Origin of the sequence: Candidatus Uabimicrobium amorphum, assembly GCF_009002475.1 — a bacterium.
Classification (GTDB): Bacteria; Planctomycetota; Uabimicrobiia; order Uabimicrobiales; family Uabimicrobiaceae; genus Uabimicrobium; species Uabimicrobium amorphum.
The window spans coordinates 6346146-6369402 of the sequence record NZ_AP019860.1; the positions used below are offsets into that span (position 1 = coordinate 6346146).

A 23257-nucleotide genomic window follows, 5' to 3' on the forward strand; every position below is an offset into this window, starting at 1 on the left:
GGGATTCGCGTTGCTGCTTACTTTAAATTCTAGGTTTTGATGATGTTGTCATTTTTATGTAGTAATCGCACGCCTTTTATATAACAATATCCTTGTCTATTTGATACAAGGATATTGTTATTTTGTACTTAAAATGAGCAAATTGTTTTCAACAGTTATTACGGAGTACAAGACATTTCGAAAACTATGTCGTCGCCTTCGCGATGCCATGAAAAGCTTGTCAATTTTCCGTCCTCAATGTAATCGGGAAAATTAGGAAATAAAGATTTTTCTATCTTGAATATCTTTATTATGAGCTTTTCCAATTCTTCGTGTACAGGGAATGTCTCTTCTATCCAGTTGGGAAAGTTTGTAATATCTTCGATCTTGCACTTGTTCATAACGGCTATAACTTTTTGTTTTGACAAATTTTCATTCTTTAACAAGTGAAAAGATATTTGTGGTTTGCATTTGACAGACCCACTACCAAATAAAGTGACTTTTGGTTCCATCTTTACATGAACAAAAGAGTCTTTGAAAACCAATGATTTTGGTTTGAGATTTTCGATTTTTAAAGAAATACCTATATTTAAAGTTGTCTTATCTGGAATGTTTTTTTTGATGTAACTCTCCAACTCATTGTGAGCTATTCGCAATTGGAGATGAGGAATTTGTAGTTTAATTTTACCAAGAGTATTCACATCAATATTCATTTTGCGAACTAGAATTTTACCTATTTTTACAGGAAAGGCGAGAGAAGATACCTGAAAACTGATACTACCTCGTATAGAAAAAATAGGTGCTAATTGAATCGATAGTTCATGGCTTTTGATTTGTTTAAAGTCTATTTCTTCACGACCGGATTTTACTGTTATTTGTTTGAGAGGTCCTTTTAGATAAAGAAACGTATTCCCTTGGTTTTGTGTGATTTGTAGTCGCGTGTTTGCTTCTGGAGCAACGGTGATTTTACCATCCGTTGTTTCGTACTCTATTTTGGTAAAGCTAAAATCTCCAGTCATGGTGCGCGATTTCAAATTTAATTTCATGTTTGTGGTGTTTAAACCAAAACAACGCAGAGTATTTCTACCCTTAGTAAAAAGAATACTCGTTAAATTACCACTTATTTTGACCTCTGGGCTAGAGGAACTAAGCAAAGTCTGCAGATCAATTTGTAAATTGTTTGACTGTATTTCCATTTTATGACCATGGTTTTCATAGACAAAACGCGAGGTTTGATCTAGTGATACTTTTGGCCACGTTATTTGGGAATTTTGGATTTGATCGCTATGAATTACACTTTGTATTTTCGCATTTCCTTTTAGTTGGCTATTTAAAAGTTCGCCATTTTCGAATAACTTCAAAACGCCTATTTTTTTATCGCTAAACTCAACTGTTGTTGTTGCGGAAATATTCAATTGTTCAAATACCGCCTTGCGATACTTTCCAATCCATAAACGTCTCTCTCCGAGCTCTATCTCTTGATATTTTTTTAGCTCGTGTGCAAAGAGATCTTCTAGCAAAAGACGATTACACCAAATTCGCTGAGAACGACTTAATGTGGTTTTTCCCATTAACTCCTTCGTTTTCTTTCGCAAACTAGCGCAAATATGTTCTCTCATTTCTTCTGTTAGGTTTTCGTTTATTTTATTTAGTACATTCGCTAAATTTGCATCCTTTAATATTTTATTTAAACTGTGTAGCAAAAATGTTTGTGCCGCTTCCTCTGCCTTTTTTTTGGAATCTTGTGGAATAATTTTGCCTTTGAGTAGGGGAATCAATAATTTAGCTAGGGCGTCGGCGTCCAATTTTTCTGCGAGTATTTGCGCTGATTTTTTTTCGGCATCGCTTAGGTTTTTTTGCGAAGTCTGCTTGAGCAAAGCGATTAACAATTTGGCCAATTCATCTGCATCGAGTCTTTGGGCAAGTACTTGTGCTGACAGTTCTTCGAGTTCATTTAAAGTTTGTGTCGGGCGATGTTGTTCTAATAAAGAATTTATTTTTTTTATCACGACATGAGAACTTTTTAGTTTCTTTAAAAACAGAGGAAAACTTCTAAAGCTATCTTCGTGAAAATGTAGTTTTTCCCATGTAGGTTCGAGATCGATTTCGTTTTTCGTGAATTTACAGCTAATTTTTTTCAGTGGTAAACTTTGCAATAACGAAACCTTTTCTGACTTAATTACATTTTTTAGAAACGTCAAAAATTCTTCTCCTGCAAAAGGAGGATGCATTTCAAATTCAACAACATCTGGATTATCAGGTATTCTAACTGTAAAAGTCTTGTCCTTGGCAACATCCCCCACTTGAAATGGAAAAATAAACCAATCCTTTTTAAGAATGATGCTTTTAGGAACGAGACCTACAGGTTCCACAGGATAATTATTGAATGGTATTTCGGAACCCACTAAAACATTATTGATAAAGTTGATGATGAGTTCCTTGGCAATATTCGAAATGTTGGGATTCATTTCCAAACTACCAATTTTTATTGGTACATTAAAATTGGTGTCGCTAGAGAGGGCTTTTGTTGCGCGGATGGCTATATAGTTTTGCAAAAACTGCATTCTTGTCGTACCGCGAAACGGCAAAGTCTGACGGTTGACTTTTGCTCCCAGCAAGAATGTATTAAAGTTGAAGTCATCGAGATAAAGTCCTCCCGTTGCTTCGTACTCAAGACTTTGATGATCAATCACGTTTATCTTACACTGCGGATTGAAATATAGGGTACCATGGAAAGATGATTTTACTTGTAATCCTTCGACACTACCCTTTTTCGCAATCGGAAAACGAAAAGGAACTTTATTGATTAAATCTTCGACAAAACTCTTATGAACGACTAAAGCAGCATTGGCTTCCGAAATCTCCTCAACTTCAAGCTCTTCTTCTTCCATGGTGGTGTAGATCGTGAAACCTGTTTGTAAAGGCAGTTCTCGCGATATATGATAGAAGTCTTTTCCATCTGCTTGCAGATGTACATCGAGTTTACATGGTGTAATAAAATCGGTAAATTTATATGCTTTTAGTCTTTTGGCTGGTTTGTTAATGATGAGTAGATTTTCGCCGCGCAATATTTCTGATAAAGTATACTCATATTCGTATTTTGGTTGCGTTTCGCCGTTTTCTTTTAGGGTTATATCGATTTCTTTCGGTTGTAGTTTTTTTCCATTTAGGGAAATGTTCAGATCACGCTGCTTTGTCCTCAGAGTAATTTTCTTATCTTTTGGTAATTTTCGAATAATAATTTCTTGAAAATCTTTTCTTAATTCTTGCAACATTTCCGGATTTTCTAAAGCCGAGGCAACATCAAAGTAATTCCAGCTAAGTTTATCTTGTTCGATTGCTTGCGCTTCTGCAATTTCGAACGAATGGGTTTCTACTTTCTTCATAGACAGTCCGTCAGCCTCAAAGGAAGCATCTTTGTAGTTAGATAAATCACTTTCCAAAGGAAATAAATCTTCTACTTGTTTGGCACCTATAATCAAGCCAACACTATTTTTTAATTTGCCAAAAACGATGCCTGTAATGAAAAAGCCATTTGATGTTGGAATTACCACTGCACCACCACTCATCCCTTTTGCCGTTGATTCTCCCGAAGCGACAATAAATTTATAAGGGGCTTTTTTCGCCGGCATATTCAATAACGAGAAAGCCGTCTCAAGTTCCCACATGCGAATTTTTGAGGGGTATAAGGAAAGACTTTTGAAAACAGGATAACCGATAGCTAGAGCTTCTCGGTGTAAATTTTTTTTAGAATCATCATTCCGTGAAAACTTTATACCTTCCGGTGTTTTTGTGAGCTGTGCTTTTATGTAAGTTAAATCTGCATTTGGCTTATTGTATACTTGTACGTTCCGTGATAATATAGTTTCTTTCTTTTGGTTTTTCATCGAAAACCACTTTGATTTACGAAGTACATGGTAACAAGTAACAAAGTATCCAAATACTTTATCTCCCTGACGTTCTGTTTTTAGTAAAACCGCAGACCCTTGACTTCTCGATGTGTAAATTCTAAAAATTCTTTGCGATGCAAATTGATCCATGGCTTTTTTTATGACATCTCTGGATAATTCTTGGCTATGTAAAGAGAGTAGTATCGCAAAAAATGTCAAAAACTTGTATGGTTTCATTCTTCCTCCGACATTTTCCAATCTTCATAAGACGAATTAAAGTTATCCTTTAGCTCTATAGCCTTACTAGTACCTATCTTATCTAAAATTTCGCGAACGTTTGCTATATCAATCTCTTTATTAGATGTTAACGCATCATAAACTTTCGCTAAAGATTTTTGGTTGTCGTCTTTAATAACGCTTCTATCCTCTGGCCAGGTACTCTTTACTTTGGCAGTTTCCATGAATCCACTTATAAGACTTGCAAGCTGATTTCTCACTTTCGGTGCAGGTGCAAAATGCATTTCTACTGGATTTGTTCCTGTTTTTGAGTCTCCTCCCTCAGTTTTCTTTTCAGAATCTTCCTCCAGATATATGTCACTTGCGTCAAAAGTTAAATTACCTAAATCTCTTTTTAAAACCTCTAGAAGAAAAGTGTTTCTTCCTTTATCTGAAATTTTCTTTGTCTTCATATAGGTATCTAAATTTTCGAGTAGTTGCTTTGTCTTTTCCCACTTTAGAAGTACAAGATTGTTCGCTATATCACTCTTTTTATCAAGTCCAAGCTCTTCCAAGATCAGTGCTTTCTCCATTTGTATTTTTTTTACTTGAATATCTTTTTCTAAATCAAGTTCTGTTTGTTTTGCTGCAAGTCTTTTCTGTTTAATCTCTTCACTGATACCAGGCATAAAGTCTGTCTGGCTGTGGATGCGCAAAGAAATTCCGATCCATAAGCCCAACAATAAACCTAAAGAAATAAGCCCAGCAAAAATAAACATGCGTAGGCGTTTCATCTCGGAAAAATTGGTACCTTGAAATAGTGGAACTAAACTTCCGCCGATTAAAGCAAATAACAAACCAATTAACGTTGCCGTAGTTCCTGGTCCTTTTGATAAATGCGTAAAAAGACCAATCACAAGTCCGAACAATATAACACCTATAATGCCAAAAACTTTTGTCGGCAAATTTTCTATGGAAGCGTTACCATCTTTGGTTTTACTCATAATAATTACCTTTTCTGTATTTAGTTTAAATATATTTTATTTTTATTCTAACGCTTTTGGTGGTTAGTATAAAACCACAGAGCAGGAGTTTCAGTAATTAGCTAAAGATTAGAATTAACAGAAGAAAGAAGAAAGGAGAGTGATGCAACTGTTTTAATTTAATATAATTAGGGGAATTCAAAATTCAAAAATTCAAAAATTAGTTTCCTTTTTAAGGATATAAAAATGGAAACAGGAATTCCCCTGATAGATAGAGTACAAGAAATATATCCGTGGTACAAGAGTGAAGAGTATAAAAAATTGGAAGAAAGATATGGTACGAGAGTAAAAGAAACTCTAAATGAACTGATACTTTATCCAATATTTCAATTTGATAGTATTAATGATATTTCACAAACGTTACAAAAGAACAAAAACAAATATTATGATCTTTTGAAAGACAAAGATGTCGATTGGTGGCAACTAATCAAAGAAATAAGCTTTGGGCTATTAGTAACGTTCTTAAAAAAATACAGAAGCAAAAAAGAGAAATCGTCAAAGAGTCGTTGGAAAATAAGACTAATTTTAGACAGCACGATAATAAAACGCTGGGGAAGAAAAATGGCATATACATTTAACGTGTACAATCCAACAGATAGGTGCTACATGCATGCGCAAAAATTGTTATTTTTTGCTGTATGCGTAGGAAAAGATAAATTCATTTTTCCTTTAGCCCCCACTTTTATTACATCGAAACAGCACCCTAATCATGTAAGTCCAAAAGTGCAAATAAAACAGATGCTTTTAGAATTAAATAATTATGTACATGCCAACGGTCTTACTCTTGATGGGGTGCGCATGGTTACCGACTCGGAATACTCCATCATTGAAGTTATGAAACTAGCAAAGCAACTTGGTCTTGAATTCTATGGAGCATTAAAGTCTTCGTGGGTTGTTAATATCGATTCTGTTGATACTCATGTTTTAGAACTTAAGAATGGTTGTATTCCTAAGCCTCCGAAGCATAGTCATTCGATCGGTTTGTACTATCGTTTAAATGCATCGCATAACATTCTCGGCGATATTGCTCTGTTAATTAAACCCTACTTTTGCCCATTTACTCGTCGGCTTAAATATTCTGTTTTTCTCTCTTCTAACCCCAATGTTAACTCTAATGTTATACATCAAGAGCATTCTGTTAGATGGAAGATCGAAAACATGTTTCGCGACTTTAAGCATGTTCTTGCCATTGCTTCTTATCATGGAACTTATCATGTCGCACAAAATGCTTCTTTTGCCATCAGTTCTTTACGTTTTATTTTTGCTCGTCTTTCTTTGAAAGTTGCTGCTCTTTCTCCTTCTTTGCGTTGGAATATCAAAAATACTAAATTTACTCTTACTAAACTTTCTCGTTATATTCGAGATCATTATTTTCTTGATTCTAAATCATTTAAATTAAAACGGTTGCAGTACTCTCCCCTTTCTTCTGTTAGGTAACTCCTACTTATCCGACTACTACGGAAACTTCTGCAGAGGCACAGAGAAAAATTGTAAAAAAACAATAGAAACATTACTCTTCAAGAAATAACTAAGTCTTTTTCTATAGTGACTTACGTATTTAAAATCTTAAGAACATTTCTCTGTGACCTCTGTGGTTCATTTTTTTGTTTATGACCACCAAATCCATTAGAGACGAATCTATAAAGTACGTTCTTTTACAACAGCAAAAATCTAAGGGCCGCATTCGCTGCGACGTTTAAAATTTGTACACCAACATTTACCGCTTTATTGACTCTATTGATCTGAGCTACCGCCTGCTCTAGTTCTCGCCTTGCATTATCCAGGGCTGCAATTTCGCGTTGATCGTAAATGTTTACCCATATGGGTTTGCGTCTTCTTTTTTGGTCGCGGAAAAGATTTTTCCAGGTTTCGTAAAGTACTGCGCGATTGTTGTCTGTCACCATTAAGTCTTCACATTGAGAGATCAAGTCATCGAGAATATCATCAATAACATTATCTGTAAGCCCTACAGGGTTGCCATTTGAATTTTCGGCTTCTCGTTGTACATTTTTTAAAGATTCAATCGTATTTTGTAAGTGCTCTCTCAATATACTTTGCAAATTTTCTGGAACTGTATCGCCTTCAAAAGCATCTCTATTATTTCTTAAACTCGAGTTAAAACTTCTACCGCTACGAGATAACGTGCTTAAAGATTGAGCCATTTAAATCTCCTTTAATATCCATGAATTAGTCATTTTTCAACTCTTCAATCACCTTGGTCAATGCTTCTATTCGATTTGCCAACTCTTGTAGTTTTTCTTCCGCTGTTTTATTATCATCTGATAATATTTCGAAAAACTTTAATTGTTGTTCAAATTCCTTAACCACTAAATCAATATCATCCAAAACATCTTTGATATTTTGTTTGCGCTCATCGCTAATGAAGTCTAGTTTGTCCACATTTGCACGAACAACGCTTGTGTAATGCAATGTGTATTGTAAAGCTAAAGCAATCGAGGTATCGCCTTTCTTTAAACTTTCAAATGTTTTTTGCACCTTCTCTAAGGTGTCTTTGGTTTCTTTCACTGTTTTTAACGCTGTTGCATTTTCGGTTTTTAGGCGTTGATGATACCCTGCGTTGGCAGCATCAATTTTTTGATCAATCACTTCAAAATCATTGGGAGTGACTTTTGTTTTGAAAACAAACAGTTTTCTTTCTTCTAAAAGTCTTTGTGAGGAGACGTAAGGGCCATGTGCACTTTCTAAAATTTCGACCGATTCATCTAGCAGGTCTTTCAGGTTTGATGTTCCTATGTTGGTTTGAGCCGTTTGTAGGTTTTGAATGATACCGTCTCTGGTATTCTCGTATGCTTTTTTTCCGATATTATAATTGCGACATCCTAAGACCAAAGACGTAAGGACTAGCAAAATAACGAATGTTTTTTTCACTCTCATTACGAATTCTCTCCCTCTTCCTCTTCATTTTTAATTTGGTCGTAGACTTTATAAACCGTATTTGCGAGATTAACCAGAGCTTCAACATCTATTTCTTCATCCGGAGCTAAATAAGAAGCAATTACTTCTACAGCTCTTAAGATCGCTTCTTCACCTTGTTGGATGTTGGCCTTTATCTCATTCGCTTTTTCGATATATATCGCCATTTTTAGCACATTTCCGCCATTGGTTAGACCTGGTATTGAGGAAAACGTAGTGTTGTAAAAGTCAGAAATAAGCTGTATATCGAAATTTTTGTCTGTAATAGTCAACTTACTCACGAATGATAGCTGTTCTTGGAGTTTTGTTGTGTCAACGGTTGATAATTTGACTTTATCTGTAATTTTTCCCCACACTCTAGTGACGAAGCTGGTTATATTTTCATCTTGTTGTCTCGTTAAGTCTTCTTTTTTGAGCTTTTTTACTGAAGATATAATGGCATTTTTATCTTTTCTAAAATTATTCATGATATTCTTGCGAGCTTGCAATGAAGATCTGCGTACTTCGCCATAGATCACCATGCCTTTTTTGTCTTTTACTTCTTTCAAAAGTCTGTAGTGTTCAGCTGTATAGACGTTGTAAAGAGTTTTTTCGTAGAGTTCTAGTGCTTCGTTGTATCTTTTTATATTGATGTCCAAAACCATTGTCAGTCCACGATGAGATGTTGTGATCGGATCAACCTGGGCCATGATCGTTTGTTTTTGTAATTTATCAATATTTGAGGAAATGCATCCTTGCGTAACGATCATGCAGGCGCATAGAAAGAGCATTAATCTCACTTTTTTCTCCTAGAGAAGGGCATGTGTTTATTCAATCGCGCCAAGTGTAAATATGAATTTCAGCAAATAGTTCGAGCTAAAAGTGAAGAAACTTTTACTTGGCTTGTTTTTACGAAAAGGTTTGGTCTAAATAAGTTTAAATGCAATTGCCAGCAGCATAAAATTTGAATTTATTACTTTATTTGTAGTTAATACTTCATATTAAATATTAGATGAAAATTGCAAATATTTAACTTATTTAAAAAAGTTGGTACTGAATATAGCGAATAATGTCTTAAAAGCAAGCTTTTTTCAAAAAAACAAAAAAGATACAAATAGACAGGGGAAAAATTCGTAATTACATAAGATAGATGCTTAAACATGATAGCGTACTAATAAAAAAGATATTCTGTGCGAAACACATGCTGCTTTTCGCAAATATATGTGAATTGGCCGATAAGTAAAATTTTTTTATGAACTTCGTATTGAAAAAATAAATCAGGGATTTGATGCACAAAGAGGAGAATTTATCATGAATAAAATTGTGTATATCGCTATTATTCTGTCTTTCACCTTTACTTTTGCAGACAGAATACAAGCCAATATTGATGACGACATGCTACACCTTAAAATACCTCAAAGCTTTTTTACGAAAGAATTGGCCGCCGCTTTAAATTCAGAAGTGGCTGGTTTTGTGTTGGATGGAAAGAAAGAACGATTACGTGTATCTAATTTTCGAGTGTTTATCACAAACGTATCGACCAATAAAAGTTACTACAATCATTCCTTTATCTCGCGAAGATCGAAAAAAGTTTTGTATGTTGACTTTGACTACAAATATTATAGAAAAGCTTTGTTTTGGATAACCGATTCAGGTTGGATTGGCACACCAATATTTTTTAGTGTCAACGATTGGGAAATGGATGCTCGATGCTACGGAAGATATATCGATTGGTCGAGCAACAATGCGATCACACGCGCCCTTTCATCACTAATACAAGACATTGTCGAAGAAGAAGTTGAGACAAACATCAATGATGAAATTCAAAAACTGCTCAAAAAATACGGCGATTTACGCTACTTGGCAAAGCACTACGGTGGTGAAGCTCTCGCCGACACCTTTGGAGGGAAAGCCGACTATATAAAAAAGTACTTTGAATCCATTTTAGATCATACGAATCTCCGTGCTCATATCGAGGACGATGGTCTTGTTATTAAAATCAAAATGGGCGGGCGCATTTATGTTGAAAACAATTCAAGTAAAGATATTGATATCGCCATTCACTACAAAGATTTAACAGGGCAATGGAAAACCGAATGTTGGTGGGAAATAAAAGCAAGGAAAGGTATATACCCTGCAGGGTTACGTACACTCAATCCTTATATTTACATCTATGCCATCTCTCATGATCAGTCGCGTGAATGGACAGGAGACGACACGCATGATTATGTGAAGGGGCGCAAGTTAGGATTTAGAGAGATGCATGCATCAAAAGACTCAGACGGAGATCATGTAATTCAAATAGAGTAGGTATGAATATTTTGTAATAATGTCGTGCAAAGAGGGCCACACAGTGTACTTTTTTCAGAAAGTGTTATAATGTGAATAAACGAGTAAAATAGGTTCAAACAGTATTGTAAAGTGGATATTTCAATGACTAAACACACATTTTTCATTTTTTCTGGACTCTTTTTGTGTGGTTTGATTTTTTCCCAATCAGAAAAACCTCCGCAAAGGTTCAAAAAATTAGTGCAGCAACTACAGTCTTCTAATATTGATGAAAGCTTATCTGCGTTATTAAAAATAAGACACCTAGGAGATGAAGCAAAAGCTATTCGACCGTTACTCATGAAAGCTTTAGAAAGTCGGCGTGATCACAATGCGACTAGGCATGCTTTAGACATCATCGATAAATTATTAACGCAGGCAACCCAAAAACACATTGTTACGTTATCAAAGAAACGTTCTAGCGTTCGACGGATGATACAAAACCTGGGTGGTTTGAATATTCTTGGGGCTAGCGAAGATTTTCGTCAACGACTGCGTTATGGTAAGCGACACGCCCTTATCGTGGGTATTAATCAATATAAATACTATACGTCGTTGGAAGGAGCAAATTTTGATGCTGGTGAACTTGCATCGGTTTTGTCAGAGCGTTATGGATTTGAAAACGTTATTTATCTATGTGATACGATTCCAACTCAAGTATATCAAGTAAATGAGCTAGAAAAAATACGCGAAGATCCATTTTTTGATGTTTACTCTTTCAAAAATTCTAGGTATGGAACCGAAAAAATCATTGTAGCAAAAGGCTATATTGACAAAGCGGTGTTACAAAAACATATTGATGAAATCTGTAGCAATGTTGATGCGAATGATGCATTAATGTTTTTCTATGCAGGACATGGAGTTACTGGGCATATCGTTACTGCAGACAGTAGAGAAGGTACTCCGCAAAATCTTGCCTTAAAGCAAATCGCGCAACAACTCGCCAATACAAATGCGCGTCATATTCTGATGATATTGGATTGTTGTTTTGGTGGTTCCATTCTTCAAGAAGAGTATAAACCCAAATTACAAGGATATAATGAAAGTACATTTGAGTTTGGTAAGGGAGAAAATATAGATCGCGTTTTTGGACGCAGGGCATTTCAGGTAATTACCGCTGGAACAGGAAACGAAGTTGTCGCTGATAAGTTACAAGTTTCGACAAAGTATGCGCAACTAACAGAAGCAGGAGGACACTCTCCTTTTTCTGCGGTATTGTTGCAAGCACTCAAGGGTTTGACTGGACGAACTGATGGAATTCAACTGTCTTCAGACCTTGGATATTACATGATGACAACGCTAGTAAATGACAAGAGACTAGATGCATCACAGACGCCCAGATATGCAAGCCTTGGAGGAGATGGGGATTTTATGTTCTTTCCCGCCTACAAAGTTCTCAACCCAAAGCTTGTTGGCCCTCTATACATTGAAGAAAAAAGCTACTTGGACATACGAATATCCTCATGTGAAGCGCTAAAGAAGTTTATTTTAGACCAAAAAGACGAAGACCGCATTGCTTTATTTAAAAGCGCTATGGTTCATATTGCGAAAATTTTGCGTGACGATGAATTTACGGTTCGTTATGCGGCAATAAAGTTTATCGATGACGTGTTTGGAAACGAGATTTCCGCGGAAAAAGTAGAGGATTTGCGTAAATTGGTAACTCCTATCGCCAATTTTTTACGAGAACAAATAAACAACAATGTTGGAGATCAAAGTAGACTCAGCCTTTCTTCTATGAATAAAACAACAGCAATAGCGCGCTCTTTAGGAAAATTGGCCATTTACGCGAACCCAAAAGCGATAGACAGTCTAAAGAACTATGTCATGAAGTATCAAAAACCTTTGTGGGACCAGTTTAGTCACCAGCGTTCTCTTCCAAGTGATGTTGTTGCGTATACAAAACGTTTACAATTTCGTCCTTCACAAGAAACTCTAGTCGCCAAAATGCAATTTTGGCATAGAATAAATATATGTTATACGTGGCTAAATACTCAAGGGCGCAAAAGAGTCAATGAGCACGAAGAAGAACTTGCGCGGCGACACGCAAAAGGTAAAAATCTACTCATTAAAGCGCAAAATTACTTTGATAAAAAACATTACTTTAAAGCGCGTATCTTGGCAAAAAAAGCGATCGGCGAAAACGACGAAAACTCTTTGCTACGCGTGCAGAGTGCCGAATGGAAACAAGCAAAAAGCTTAATTTACAACCGCCACTGTGCGCAATTGTTATGGCAAAGTCCCATTGGGCGTCATTGTATATCAAAAATCAACGCAATGCACTTTAGTCGTGATGGAAAATATTTTGCCTGTAGTGATAACAAAGATATTCGACTTTGGGATGTAAAAACTGGGCAGCAAATTGCCATACTTTCTGGGCATAAAGAGGCCATTAACAATCTAGTATTTACGAATGATAGTGAAATGATTATGGCCAGTAGCAGAGATAATAAGATGTATTTATGGGATGTGAAGAACAAAAAAAACACCCTTCAATTTTCTGGTCATTCTCGTGTGGTAAAAAGCATAAGTTTTCATCCACAGCAAAATATTTTTGCTTCTGCAAGTGGTGGAGAGATAATTCTGTGGAATCTTCAATCTGGCAAAGAGTTGTTCAGACTATTTCATCCCAAAGTGCAGAATGTGAGCTTTCATCGACAGCAAAGTACCCTAGCTTCCGTAGGCGATGGCAAGATAAAACTATGGGACATTGACTCAAGAAAACAAATGGCTACCCTAGAGCACAAGGCTATATACAAAGCATACTTCACAACCAATGGAAAGACAATCATTTCCATTGGAACAGATCAAAGTATTGTTATATGGGATGCCACAACATATAAACTCATAAAAAAAATCCCAGCCGAAACCACTACTTATTACATAGTTTTGTCACCCGACAAAAATATGATTGCAACAGCAAATAACAAAAATATCGAGATATGGCAATACAGCACCGGAAAAAAGCTAGCTCATTTAAAGCTCGAGGTTAACAACCTTTGTTTTAATAGTGATGGTACAATGCTTGCGGTGGCGAGTAACAATAACGTTTTGTTTTGGGACTGTCAAAATTGGAAACAAAAGCCACCATTGGCAGGTCATAAACAACAAATCGAGGACATCTGTTTTAGCTCTGATGGACGTTGGATTCTTTCAGGAGGACACGATGATGTTATAAAAATTTGGAGTACTACCTCAGGAAAACTTCATACAACTCTCCACGGCCATAGTGGTTTTATTAATAAAGTACGTTTTAGTCCAAACAATAAAATTCTAGCGTCTTGTAGTTGGGACAATACTATTCGCCTATGGAATCCTGACAATAATAGCGAAGTAGCTGTGTTTCAAGGACACTCAGATGAGGATGGCATACTTGTCGGAGTTGACAGTATCGCTTTTAACCGCGATGGAAACATTCTTATTTCCGGAGGATTTGAAACAATAAAAATTTGGAATATCAAGGAAAGAAAACTAATTACAACGCTAAAAGCGCACAATAACAGAGTGGAGAGCTTGTGCTTTTCACCAACAGGAGACATTTTTGCTTCTAGCTCAGAAAATAAGATTTGTTTGTGGAATGCGAATAACTATCAAAAGGTCGCGGAATTATTAGGCCACGAATCTGATATTACAGAGCTTGATTTTGCACCAGACGGTAAAGTGCTTGCCTCTTCAAGTACCGACAAAACTATAAAGCTGTGGAATATAGAAAAACGTAAAGAAATTACAACTTTGCGAGGGCATACTTCATGGGTAAATACCGTTCGTTTTAGTCCTGATGGCAAAAGCCTTGCTTCGGCAGGTGATGGCGTTGTAAAAATATGGCGGACTGTGTGGTCGAATTTCACGAACTGGGATAACACCGCTTACGAAGAAACCACTTTAGATGGGCATAACGGAAGCATCATGAGTATTGCGTTTTCTCCACAAGGAGATACTCTTGCTTCTGCAGGGGAAGATGCCGCGTTAAAACTATGGGATATAAGTCTAGGAAAACCAATAAACGTTTTTGAAAGAAAATCCCCCACAGATTCAGCTTACATAAATCGCAAAATTCTGATATTCGTTAATCTAAACAAAATTGCGGTGTGGAGTCTTGTACAAAAAAAATGGTTAGCAAAATTTAAAACGGAAGATCTTATTGACAAGATAGATCTTGTTCCTGGAGACCGATATCTCATTTGCTCTTTCTGGCAAAAAAATATCGCCGAATTATGGGATTTAAAGCAAAAAAAAATAATTGCGAAGTTTTACCACAAAGCGCCTATTACAGATATAACGTGTTCCCCAGAAGGAGATATTTTTGCTTCTGCGAGCAATGATAATATTCGTCTATGGAGTTTAACAACCTATAAACAAATTGGCGTTATACCAACAAAGTCACCTAAACTTGTTGATTTTGACCTAAACGGCAAATATATTATCTCCGCAGGAAATAATGGCTTTTTAAAAATATGGGATCGAAAAAATAAGCAACAAATCTCCATACTAAGAGGACACAGAACTTCGGTAACAAATGTGGACTTCTCCCATGATGGCAAACGAATGATATCATCATCACAGATGGGTTCTAGAAAAATATGGAATCTAAATGCCATGCAAGAGGAAGCTTCTGTTGGCCAGCAGTCCTATCAAAAATCATTTGTACAATTTTCCCAGGAAAATGTTGTCTATCATCAAGGAAACACCATCCATTTTTGGTTCAAACAAACACAAAAAGGACTCTTTTTTTATACCCCAGATAAAAAAATAATTGCTATGAAGTATTTATCTCCACGTTGTTTAATTACAATCAACGATAATGGAATAACAAAGCTATGGAATTTACCCGACATAAGCAATCATACAATATACAAAAACATATACCGTTGGAATGAACTTGGCATTGACTTTAATAAAACTAACCCCAATTTGTTTGACAACAGTACTCTGTATTTAAAAAATAAATTCCCTCTTACACAACTGTGGAAGAATAACTAGTAAAAGTTGTTGTGTTCTGATTCTTAAGGAGAAACTTTCATCTTTGTTTTATTTTGATTTTTATGAAAGAACTGCGATCTGATTGCGCTTTACATAACTAGGAAAGAATTTACCGTTACATAAAAAATAAAAATTTTTCTGTCAGCGTCGTATTGAAAAATAAACAAGAAATTTTAATACACAAACAGGAGAATTTATCATGAATAAAGTTATTTATATCGCTATCATTTTACTGTCTTTCGCCTTCACATCTGCAGAGAGAATCCAAGCCAGTGTCGAGGATGACACACTTCGTCTCAAAATACCACAACGCTTTTTTGTCAAAGAATTGGCCGCCGCTTTAAATTCAAATGTTGCTGGTTATGTATTAAATGGAGACAGTCAACGGCTACACGTATCCAATTTTCGCGTGTTCATCAAAAACGTATCCACCAGTAAAAGCTACTACAATCGTTCTTTTATCTCGCGAAGATCCAAAAGAGTTCTCTATGTTGACTTTGACTACAAATATTATAGAAGAGGTTGGACTTGGGGAACGAAACTGCAATTTCAGGGAATCAAAAGCCATTTCAAAAAAGTAAAATGGTACACTCCATGGGTAACAGACTCTGGTTGGATTGGCGCACCAATATTCTTCAGTGTCAACAACTGGAAAATCAACGCCAAGTGTGAGGGAAGATATGTTGACTGGTCGAGCAATAACGCTACGACAAGAGCTGTTTCCTCTCTACTACGAGACACTGTTGAGGAACAAGTTCAGACAAATATTAACCACGAAATTCAAAAAGTGCTCAGAAGCTATGGCGATTTACGCTACTTAGCAAAGCACTACGGTAGTCAGGCCATTGCCAATGCTTTTGGAGGCAGTACCAACTACGTAAATAATTATTTCAACGCAATCTTGCGCAATACGAATCTTAGTGCACATATCGAAGGGAATAGTCTTGCTGTTAAGTTCAAAATTGGCGGGCGCATTCATGTTGAAAACGATTCAAATAAGGATATCCACATCGCCATTACTTACAAGGATCTCAGAGGACAATGGAAAACCGAGTATTGGTGGAAAGTAAGAGCGAATAAAGGTGTATATCTTTCTGGTTTGCGTACACTCAACAGCAATATTTACATCTATGCCGTATCAACAGACCAAGCATTCACATGGTCGGGAAATGATACCCATGAGAATGTGAATGGGCGCAAACTAGGATTCAAATTGGCGAATACATCAAAGAATACAGATGGGCATTACGTGATTCGATTAACACAGTAGTGTGATAGGCACTGATTGAATTTCTCTCCAGTCTCGGTTTAAATTCAATCAGCGCCTCTTTTCAACGTTGGGTAATGGTTATTTCACTGTAGAGTCAACAGGCATATTCTCAGACTCAAGCTTAAGCTTATACTCCTCAAGCTCATACTCCTCAATCTGGATCCCTGTTGAAGGCATATGATAGATCATTTCGAGTGTCTCTTTGTTCTTTGGCAAAGAATTGTACAAACTTGTGATGTATAATCCGCCCCAATCTATTTGTTCCTGCGATTTTATTTGCTCCTGCGTTGGTATTGTTCCTGGAATTGGACAAGACCAAATATACATATTTAGCCAAAATTTTAAACGATTTTTTTCTTGTAGAGAGATGTCTTTTTGTAGAGATATGGCCAATGGTTTGTTAGGGCTTAACGACATAAAAGCAAAATTTTTACTCTGTGTTAACAGTGAGTTTGTGTTATCAAAACGCAAGTGTTCGTTGTCAAAATAATAAATATTATTGTTCAGATATTTTGCGTATCGTGGAATCGCAGGTATATCATACAAATCAATGTCGCCATCTATTTTTCCTACGGCCAGTAAAGTACCTTTATGATGAACAGCAAGCGTCGCGATGTTTTTTATTTTTATGGTCACAAATGTTTTTTGCAAATCGACATTGCAAATATGTATGATTTCCCCTTGAGAATATGCTAAGATTTGGGGATAACCTTGGTTATGCGAACTTAAGGCAACGTGATCAATGTTGCGCGATTGTTTGGCAAAATGAAAGGGAAAACGTTTTCCTTCGCGAACGATATCAATACTATTGTCAGTGTTTATCAAAGCAATAGTTCTCCCATCAGGACTGGAGACACGTTTTTGATTTTCTTGCGGTGAATAGGGGGCATACGCAGGTAGAGACATAACCGGTGCCTCCCATTTTTGGTAGTCCCAAATATGTATTGTTCGATCTTCACTTGTGGTGCTCATGGTTTTACCGTCTTTACTGAAAGTAATGTATTTTATCATATCTTTATGAGCTGAGAATTTTGCGAGCAGTTTGCCGGATTGGTCATAGACGAAAACATAACCGGGCATAGTGCCACATGCGAATATTTTTCCATCTTGGCGAAAAGCGATGCATGTTACATCAATGTCGGTATTGATTCTTTTTGGAGAAAAACGCATTTGCACGTCACTTATAACTAAAGTACGGCTTTGATGATACGAAACGATCATTGATGATGTTGGTGAAATGGCAAGGTGTTTAATGGACGACATCGTATCTTCCGAATCTTCTAAATCTTCAGATTCATAATAATCGGCATTATAATTACCGATCTGCAAATGGATTGTTAGGTCCCAAAGTTTTACAAATCCATCTGCCCCCACGGATACCAACATTTGGTTGGCCAAATTAAAATCAATATCATTCACCCAACCTTCATGCGCATAAATGGTATCGATAATCTCTTTACTATTTATATCACAAATCTGAATGGTCCCATTTGTGCTTCCGCTAACAAGAATATTGCCAAAAATTTTCACAACGCGAATACGTCCGCCATGTGTAAATGTTTTTATTTTTTTAAACGCTTTTTCTTGCGTGAACTCAGGGTCTATTTTTTCAAAAATAAGCACTTCACCATTTGCAAGTCCGGCTACTAAAAACATTTCATTCGCGCATAAAGACAATACGGCGGAGTTGGTCTCAATAGAACTCTCGTATTTTATTTCTGTTTCCCGTTGTGATTTTACGAATTCTTCTGGTAATTTTTTTTCTGAAGTTGGCAGCGAAACTTCATATAGGTTTATTCGCGAAGCATGACCAGTGAACAACTTTATGTTAAAATTTTCATTGGCACCTTTATCACGCGAAGGTTTGGGGTATTTTGCCGTGGCCAAGCTTAGTATACCATCGTTTAGATCTTGCTTTTTGACAAATTGGTATTTATCTTGGGCCTGCCATAACTTCAAAGTTCCTACATGATCGACAGAAATTACCTTTTGTTTATCTGGCAGAAAACAAAAATCGGCTATTTGCGCTTTGTGACATAAGGTTTTTTTATGTTTTTTGCCATTGCGATTATCATCCACCACCAACAATTGTTTACTTTGGTTCGCAATGAACAGCTGTGTCTTTTGTTGCAAAGGAAAGTCTATTACTCCTAGTTGTATTATTTTATTGTCTAATCGCGCAATCACTTCATGTGTATGTGTTGGTAAATTCCATTTGATCACCTCACCAGTAACGTTTCCGGTGTAAATTGTTTCGCCATCCGGGTGAAAAACAACGCTTTCGACAGTCCTATGAGCATGTTTTTTTTCTGCGAATATAGAAGATTTTTTATGCACGTTTATGGTGTCAATGATGCCAATGTTCGTTCCTAATAATAAATTGTATTGGGTACTCCTTTTAACATGACCGCGATGGATCACAAGGCTTGTATCACAGTAGCGAATCATAGCGGTAATGCGTTCTGTGTAGTTGTATTCTTGCAGCGCAATTCCCGACATTGGATCGTAGATTTGAATTTTTTTATTGCCACCAAGTAAGATGTAGTTTGGTTCACAAAAACGAATAAAGTGATGGTTACCATTGCTATGAAACAGCATTTGTGGAGTGCTATTTCCTTCGGTGTAAATGCGTACTACTTGATCTTCGCTAATAGTGGCAATTTTCCCGCGATATAAGGCAATATCTAAAATAGAAGTGTTTTGTTTATTGTATTGAAAAAGCTCTTCTATTTTACCGTTGCCTGTCTGTAATTGATATATCTTATCATCGCTGCCACAACTAATAAAACGATCGTTTTTGGAGTTAAATATAATATGCTTGATGTCCGATAAATGAATTTTGCGTTGCGCATATAATTTTCGTGTGTTCAACTCCCACACTAAAATCTGTCCATTGTAATCTCCAGCCACGACAAATTTTTCGTCGGGAGATATTGCGAGTGCACTTATGCGAAAATTCAAGGTGGTACTCCACGTTTCTTTTTCTTGTGTATCGATATACCACACAGTAAGAGAACCATCTTCTTGCGCACTAATGACAACGTTATCTGAAAACGCTAGCGCACAAATAGATTTTTGCGGTTGGTAAAAAGTTGCCTCGACAGTTTTACGCTGCCAGTTCCACACTTTAATCATATTTTCACATGCCGAAACAATCCGTTTGTTGTCCTCTGAACACAATAAATAACGTATGGGTTTATCATGATGTCGCGATACCGGACTTTGCCACAACAAACGTACACTTTGTCCTCCAGAGAGGTGCTGCTGCGGTGTAAAAATGACTTGAGATGCATCTTGCCAATCACTAGAACTCTGATCGAGTCGTTGTTCGGCAAAACCGCATAATCCCGTTGCTTTTGCCGCGAACATTTTTGCAGGAAAGGATTGCTTATTTTTCTGCAACTGCGCTGCGCGCATTGCTAGTCTTCGACCTTCGCTTTCCAGTTTTTTTATCTTTTCGCGATAGTGTTTTTGATGCGCTAGCAAATGTTGATAAGACATTACTTCATCAAACAATTCCGAAAAATGTTTTACGGTATTTTGTTTTTCCAACGAATACATTGCGGCTTTCGCCATAGCCTTTCGTTGTTGTTTAGAAAAGAATGAATTGTCCATAAGACGCAAAATATTTTGATTGCGTCGCATAGACAAAACGTATTTTTCCATATGACTAACGGTTGTTTTTGTGGCATACATACGTATTTTGTCTAAACATTTTAAAGCGACATTACTCAAATCTTCTCGCGTATTTAATAACTGTGAAATGTCATCAATCACCATAGAAAACTCCGAAGATACCTTTTGTTCTGCGAGTTTGGCAATCAATTCTATGGCAGAGCCTTGCAAGTCTTTTTCACCAAGCATACTTTTCAATTCTGGTATGATCAATTGGATAAGACGTTCTCTTTTTTCAGTGTTTTTTTCGTTCAATATACGCTGTTCAATTATTTTACAGCTGGAGATCTTCAATGGGTTTAGTCGCGAATCTTTGCTATTGAGTACTTGAACGATTGTTGCATCGGGAAACGTGGGCTTTGAAAAAAAGGTAAACTCTCCGTTATTGTTGTATAGACGTTTGTAGTTAGCTGCCTGGAGAACATTTTGCTCATTTTCGCTAACTTGCTTGTTATAAATATATTGCCCAAGTTCCGAGGCTAAAAGACGTCCATGTAAAGCAGGTGTTTGTAATTTTTGAAAAAGCAATTGGGCAAAGGGAGAATAACGTTGTGAGCTTTCGACGTAATCGAGAACTTTTTCGTTACCTGTTCCAGAGGTAATTACTTGAAATCCTCTTGACAAAAACACACGTCTAAAACTACTTGTATAAGGAAATTGTGGGTGTGTTTTCTGTGGATGACTAGCTGTTTTAAAAATACTTCCACTGGCACAACAATCCAAGATTAATAGGTTATGTCGCGCACCACAATCATTGATTTTTCCAATTAATTTCCGATAGGAAATCCAGCTCCCATCATGTGTAGGACCAAAATATCCTGGTATTCCATGACCGGAATAAAAAAACAATAACGCATCAGGAGAATCGTTTTTTAATTTTTCCAGACTTTGCCAAATGTTTTCTGCGTTAATCGACTTTTCGCTATCGATAAGTTCTATTACCTGAGAAAAATGAAACTTAGTTTTTAGTAAATTCGCCAACGCTCGTGCATCCGTGGCAGGATTTTTTAAATTTGGAAATTCATCCGAAAATTGATATTTTCCTATACCAACTACAACGGCACACTGTTTTTTATATTGCGTTATTGATTCTTGATACACATGAGGTTTTTGTGTTTTTACCTTCCAGTGCAAATCAAAAACATTCCATTCGCGAGGTCTTCTAACTATGATGGCTTTGCTTTTCTGATTTTCGCTGAGAACATCTTGCCAATTAACTTGACCGTAGGCAAGAAAAGTACGTATAACCCCTGATTGTTGAATTTTCTGAGTAGCCATAAGAAATCGACTTTCATCAATTTGTTTAGGTTTTTCTGTATTGACAATTTGTGGTTGCAAATCTTTGTCCCAATAGATAACCATTGGGGAAAAACCTTTACATTCTATTGCTTCGATTCCTACAAACTGATTAGGATAAAGTTCGACTGTTTTTGCAGGAGAATCAAAGTAAATAGCCGATCCTTTAGTATAGACTTTACGATTACCATCTAACAAAACAATATTTCCAAAATTGCTACGGCCAAAAGTAGATCGATTCCAAAAATGTAGGTTATTCTGAGAATCGACAATGAACCAATCAAATTTATTTGACACTCTAACTAAAATAGGCGCTATAATTTGGCGATTTTGAATTTTGCAGCGCATAATATCTCGGTTAGTATTGGCATATATGATTTCATCTTTATTGGAGGAAATAGTCAACCAACCATACTTTTCCTCGATATCATCATCCAACTCTATATCGGATATGGTTTTCATTGTTAGAAGATCTATCAATGCGATGTAATCATCTTCGTAAGAAATACAGGTTGTATCATCGATAAAAAGCACATTGGGGAATTTCAGTTTCCCTAGAGAAATACTTTTGTTTAAATCCCACAGCCATGCATGTCTTTCCGTTTGAACCAACATTTTTTTATTTAAGATATTAATATATCGAATACGTCTTTTTGTTTTAAAAATAGGAGAGATCGAACCTTCGCGATGCAAAAGTACAACCGTTTTTTGTAAAGAGCAGTACAAATTTTGTTGCTCATCAAAACACAAAGAACTTACACGGTCATCTATGTCCCACGAACAAATTTTTTGTAACTGTGTGGCATCCCAAAGAATAACATCTTGATCGGATGCTGAAGCTACAAGCTGCTTTTTTGTGTCGACAATCATATATCGTATATTACCCTTGTGTAAACGAAAATAAGGCCGTGCCTGCTGATATACAATACCATTTGAGTTTTGCTTATTCTGCTGTAATCCTACAAGTCGTACATTACTCTGTGAGAAATTTCGCGGTGCTTTCACACTTAACAGATGTATGTAACGTTTTGCCCTGACAAAGTATTTATACAACTCATCTTGTTGCTGTGCTGTAAACTCTCGTTGAAGACGGATTGTTTGCCATTGTATTTGTATGTTACTATCGCTAATTTTTATGTGAACATGAGCATTGGATTCTGCTAGAGATATGATTTCACGATGGTGTAACTTCGATAATGTGTTTTTGTATGGTACAGGTATATCTTGCGGTGAAGTAATTACTTCATGATTTTGTGTGAAGCGAATTTTTACAATTGGTTTTGGGGTTGATACATGTAGAGCGTACCAACGCTCATTTACATTTATAAAACTCTCTTGATTTGTCAGTAAACTTTTTATGGGAAAAGATTCGCGATCTTTTTCACTAAGGGGTTGTACTTGAAAACGAAAAGGCGAATAGATCTTTGAGACAACCGCCACAACGTACTTTTGTGGCGGTTGTTTCTTTAAGTCTCGACTAAAAAACTCAGGGGCAACACATACAAAATCTCCGAGTTGTGTTTTATTAATAAATGAAGAAGGGGATTCCAAAATAATAGACTTTTTACCCGCCATTATTACCTCGTGATCAAAATAAATTCTCTTTCCTAAATCTCCCCATACGGTAGTCAGTAACAGTAAAAATAATACACATGCATGTTTCATAA

The 23257-nt window shown here is 36.4% G+C and carries 10 protein-coding genes; 4 read left to right on the forward strand and 6 right to left on the reverse strand.

The genetic code is table 11. From position 1 onward, the window contains the following. Positions 1-158: 158 nt before the first annotated feature. Positions 159-4106 carry a serine protease family protein gene (locus tag UABAM_RS22745; protein WP_151970292.1) on the reverse strand — a complete coding sequence of 1316 codons (3948 nt, stop codon included), beginning with the start codon at positions 4104-4106 and terminating at the stop codon, positions 159-161. After that, positions 4103-5089 (reverse strand): hypothetical protein, encoded by a 987-nt coding sequence (locus UABAM_RS22750; RefSeq protein WP_151970293.1) that lies wholly within the window; start codon positions 5087-5089, stop codon positions 4103-4105. The genes UABAM_RS22745 and UABAM_RS22750 overlap by 4 nt, the downstream gene beginning before the upstream one ends. 225 nt (positions 5090-5314) lie before the next feature. On the opposite strand from UABAM_RS22750, the gene UABAM_RS22755 reads away from it, so the two are divergent. Further along, positions 5315-6565 (forward strand): hypothetical protein, encoded by a 1251-nt coding sequence (locus UABAM_RS22755; RefSeq protein WP_151966752.1) that lies wholly within the window; start codon positions 5315-5317, stop codon positions 6563-6565. Between the two features lie 218 nt (positions 6566-6783). Here the strand turns inward: UABAM_RS22755 and UABAM_RS22760 are convergent, their stop codons facing one another. Genes UABAM_RS22760 through UABAM_RS22770 form a run of 3 tightly spaced genes read right to left on the reverse strand, consistent with a single transcriptional unit; the run spans position 6784 to position 8841 of the window. Continuing rightward, positions 6784-7290 carry a hypothetical protein gene (locus tag UABAM_RS22760; protein WP_151970294.1) on the reverse strand — a complete coding sequence of 169 codons (507 nt, stop codon included), beginning with the start codon at positions 7288-7290 and terminating at the stop codon, positions 6784-6786. 25 nt (positions 7291-7315) lie between these two features. Further along, positions 7316-8023 (reverse strand): hypothetical protein, encoded by a 708-nt coding sequence (locus UABAM_RS22765; RefSeq protein WP_151970295.1) that lies wholly within the window; start codon positions 8021-8023, stop codon positions 7316-7318. After that, complete coding sequence (locus UABAM_RS22770; protein ID WP_151970296.1) at positions 8023-8841, reverse strand: hypothetical protein; 819 nt, start codon at positions 8839-8841, stop codon at positions 8023-8025. Before UABAM_RS22770 ends, UABAM_RS22765 begins: the two co-directional genes overlap by 1 nt. A gap of 511 nt (positions 8842-9352) precedes the next feature. Here UABAM_RS22770 and UABAM_RS22775 point away from each other — a divergent pair. The 3 genes from UABAM_RS22775 (at position 9353) to UABAM_RS22785 (ending at position 16619) form a co-directional block, all read left to right on the forward strand. Then, a complete protein-coding gene (locus UABAM_RS22775) occupies positions 9353-10351 on the forward strand; it encodes a DUF1036 domain-containing protein (protein ID WP_151970297.1) in 999 nt (332 codons plus the stop codon). Between the two features lie 123 nt (positions 10352-10474). Continuing rightward, on the forward strand, positions 10475-15349 hold the full coding sequence (locus UABAM_RS22780; RefSeq protein ID WP_151970298.1) for a WD40 domain-containing protein: 4875 nt from the start codon (positions 10475-10477) through the stop codon (positions 15347-15349). Between the two features lie 199 nt (positions 15350-15548). Further along, a complete protein-coding gene (locus UABAM_RS22785; protein WP_151970299.1) occupies positions 15549-16619 on the forward strand; it encodes a DUF1036 domain-containing protein in 1071 nt (356 codons plus the stop codon). Between the two features lie 78 nt (positions 16620-16697). Here UABAM_RS22785 and UABAM_RS22790 read toward each other — a convergent pair whose 3' ends face one another. After that, positions 16698-23255 carry a caspase family protein gene (locus UABAM_RS22790; protein WP_151970300.1) on the reverse strand — a complete coding sequence of 2186 codons (6558 nt, stop codon included), beginning with the start codon at positions 23253-23255 and terminating at the stop codon, positions 16698-16700. Between the last annotated feature and the right edge of the window lie 2 nt (positions 23256-23257).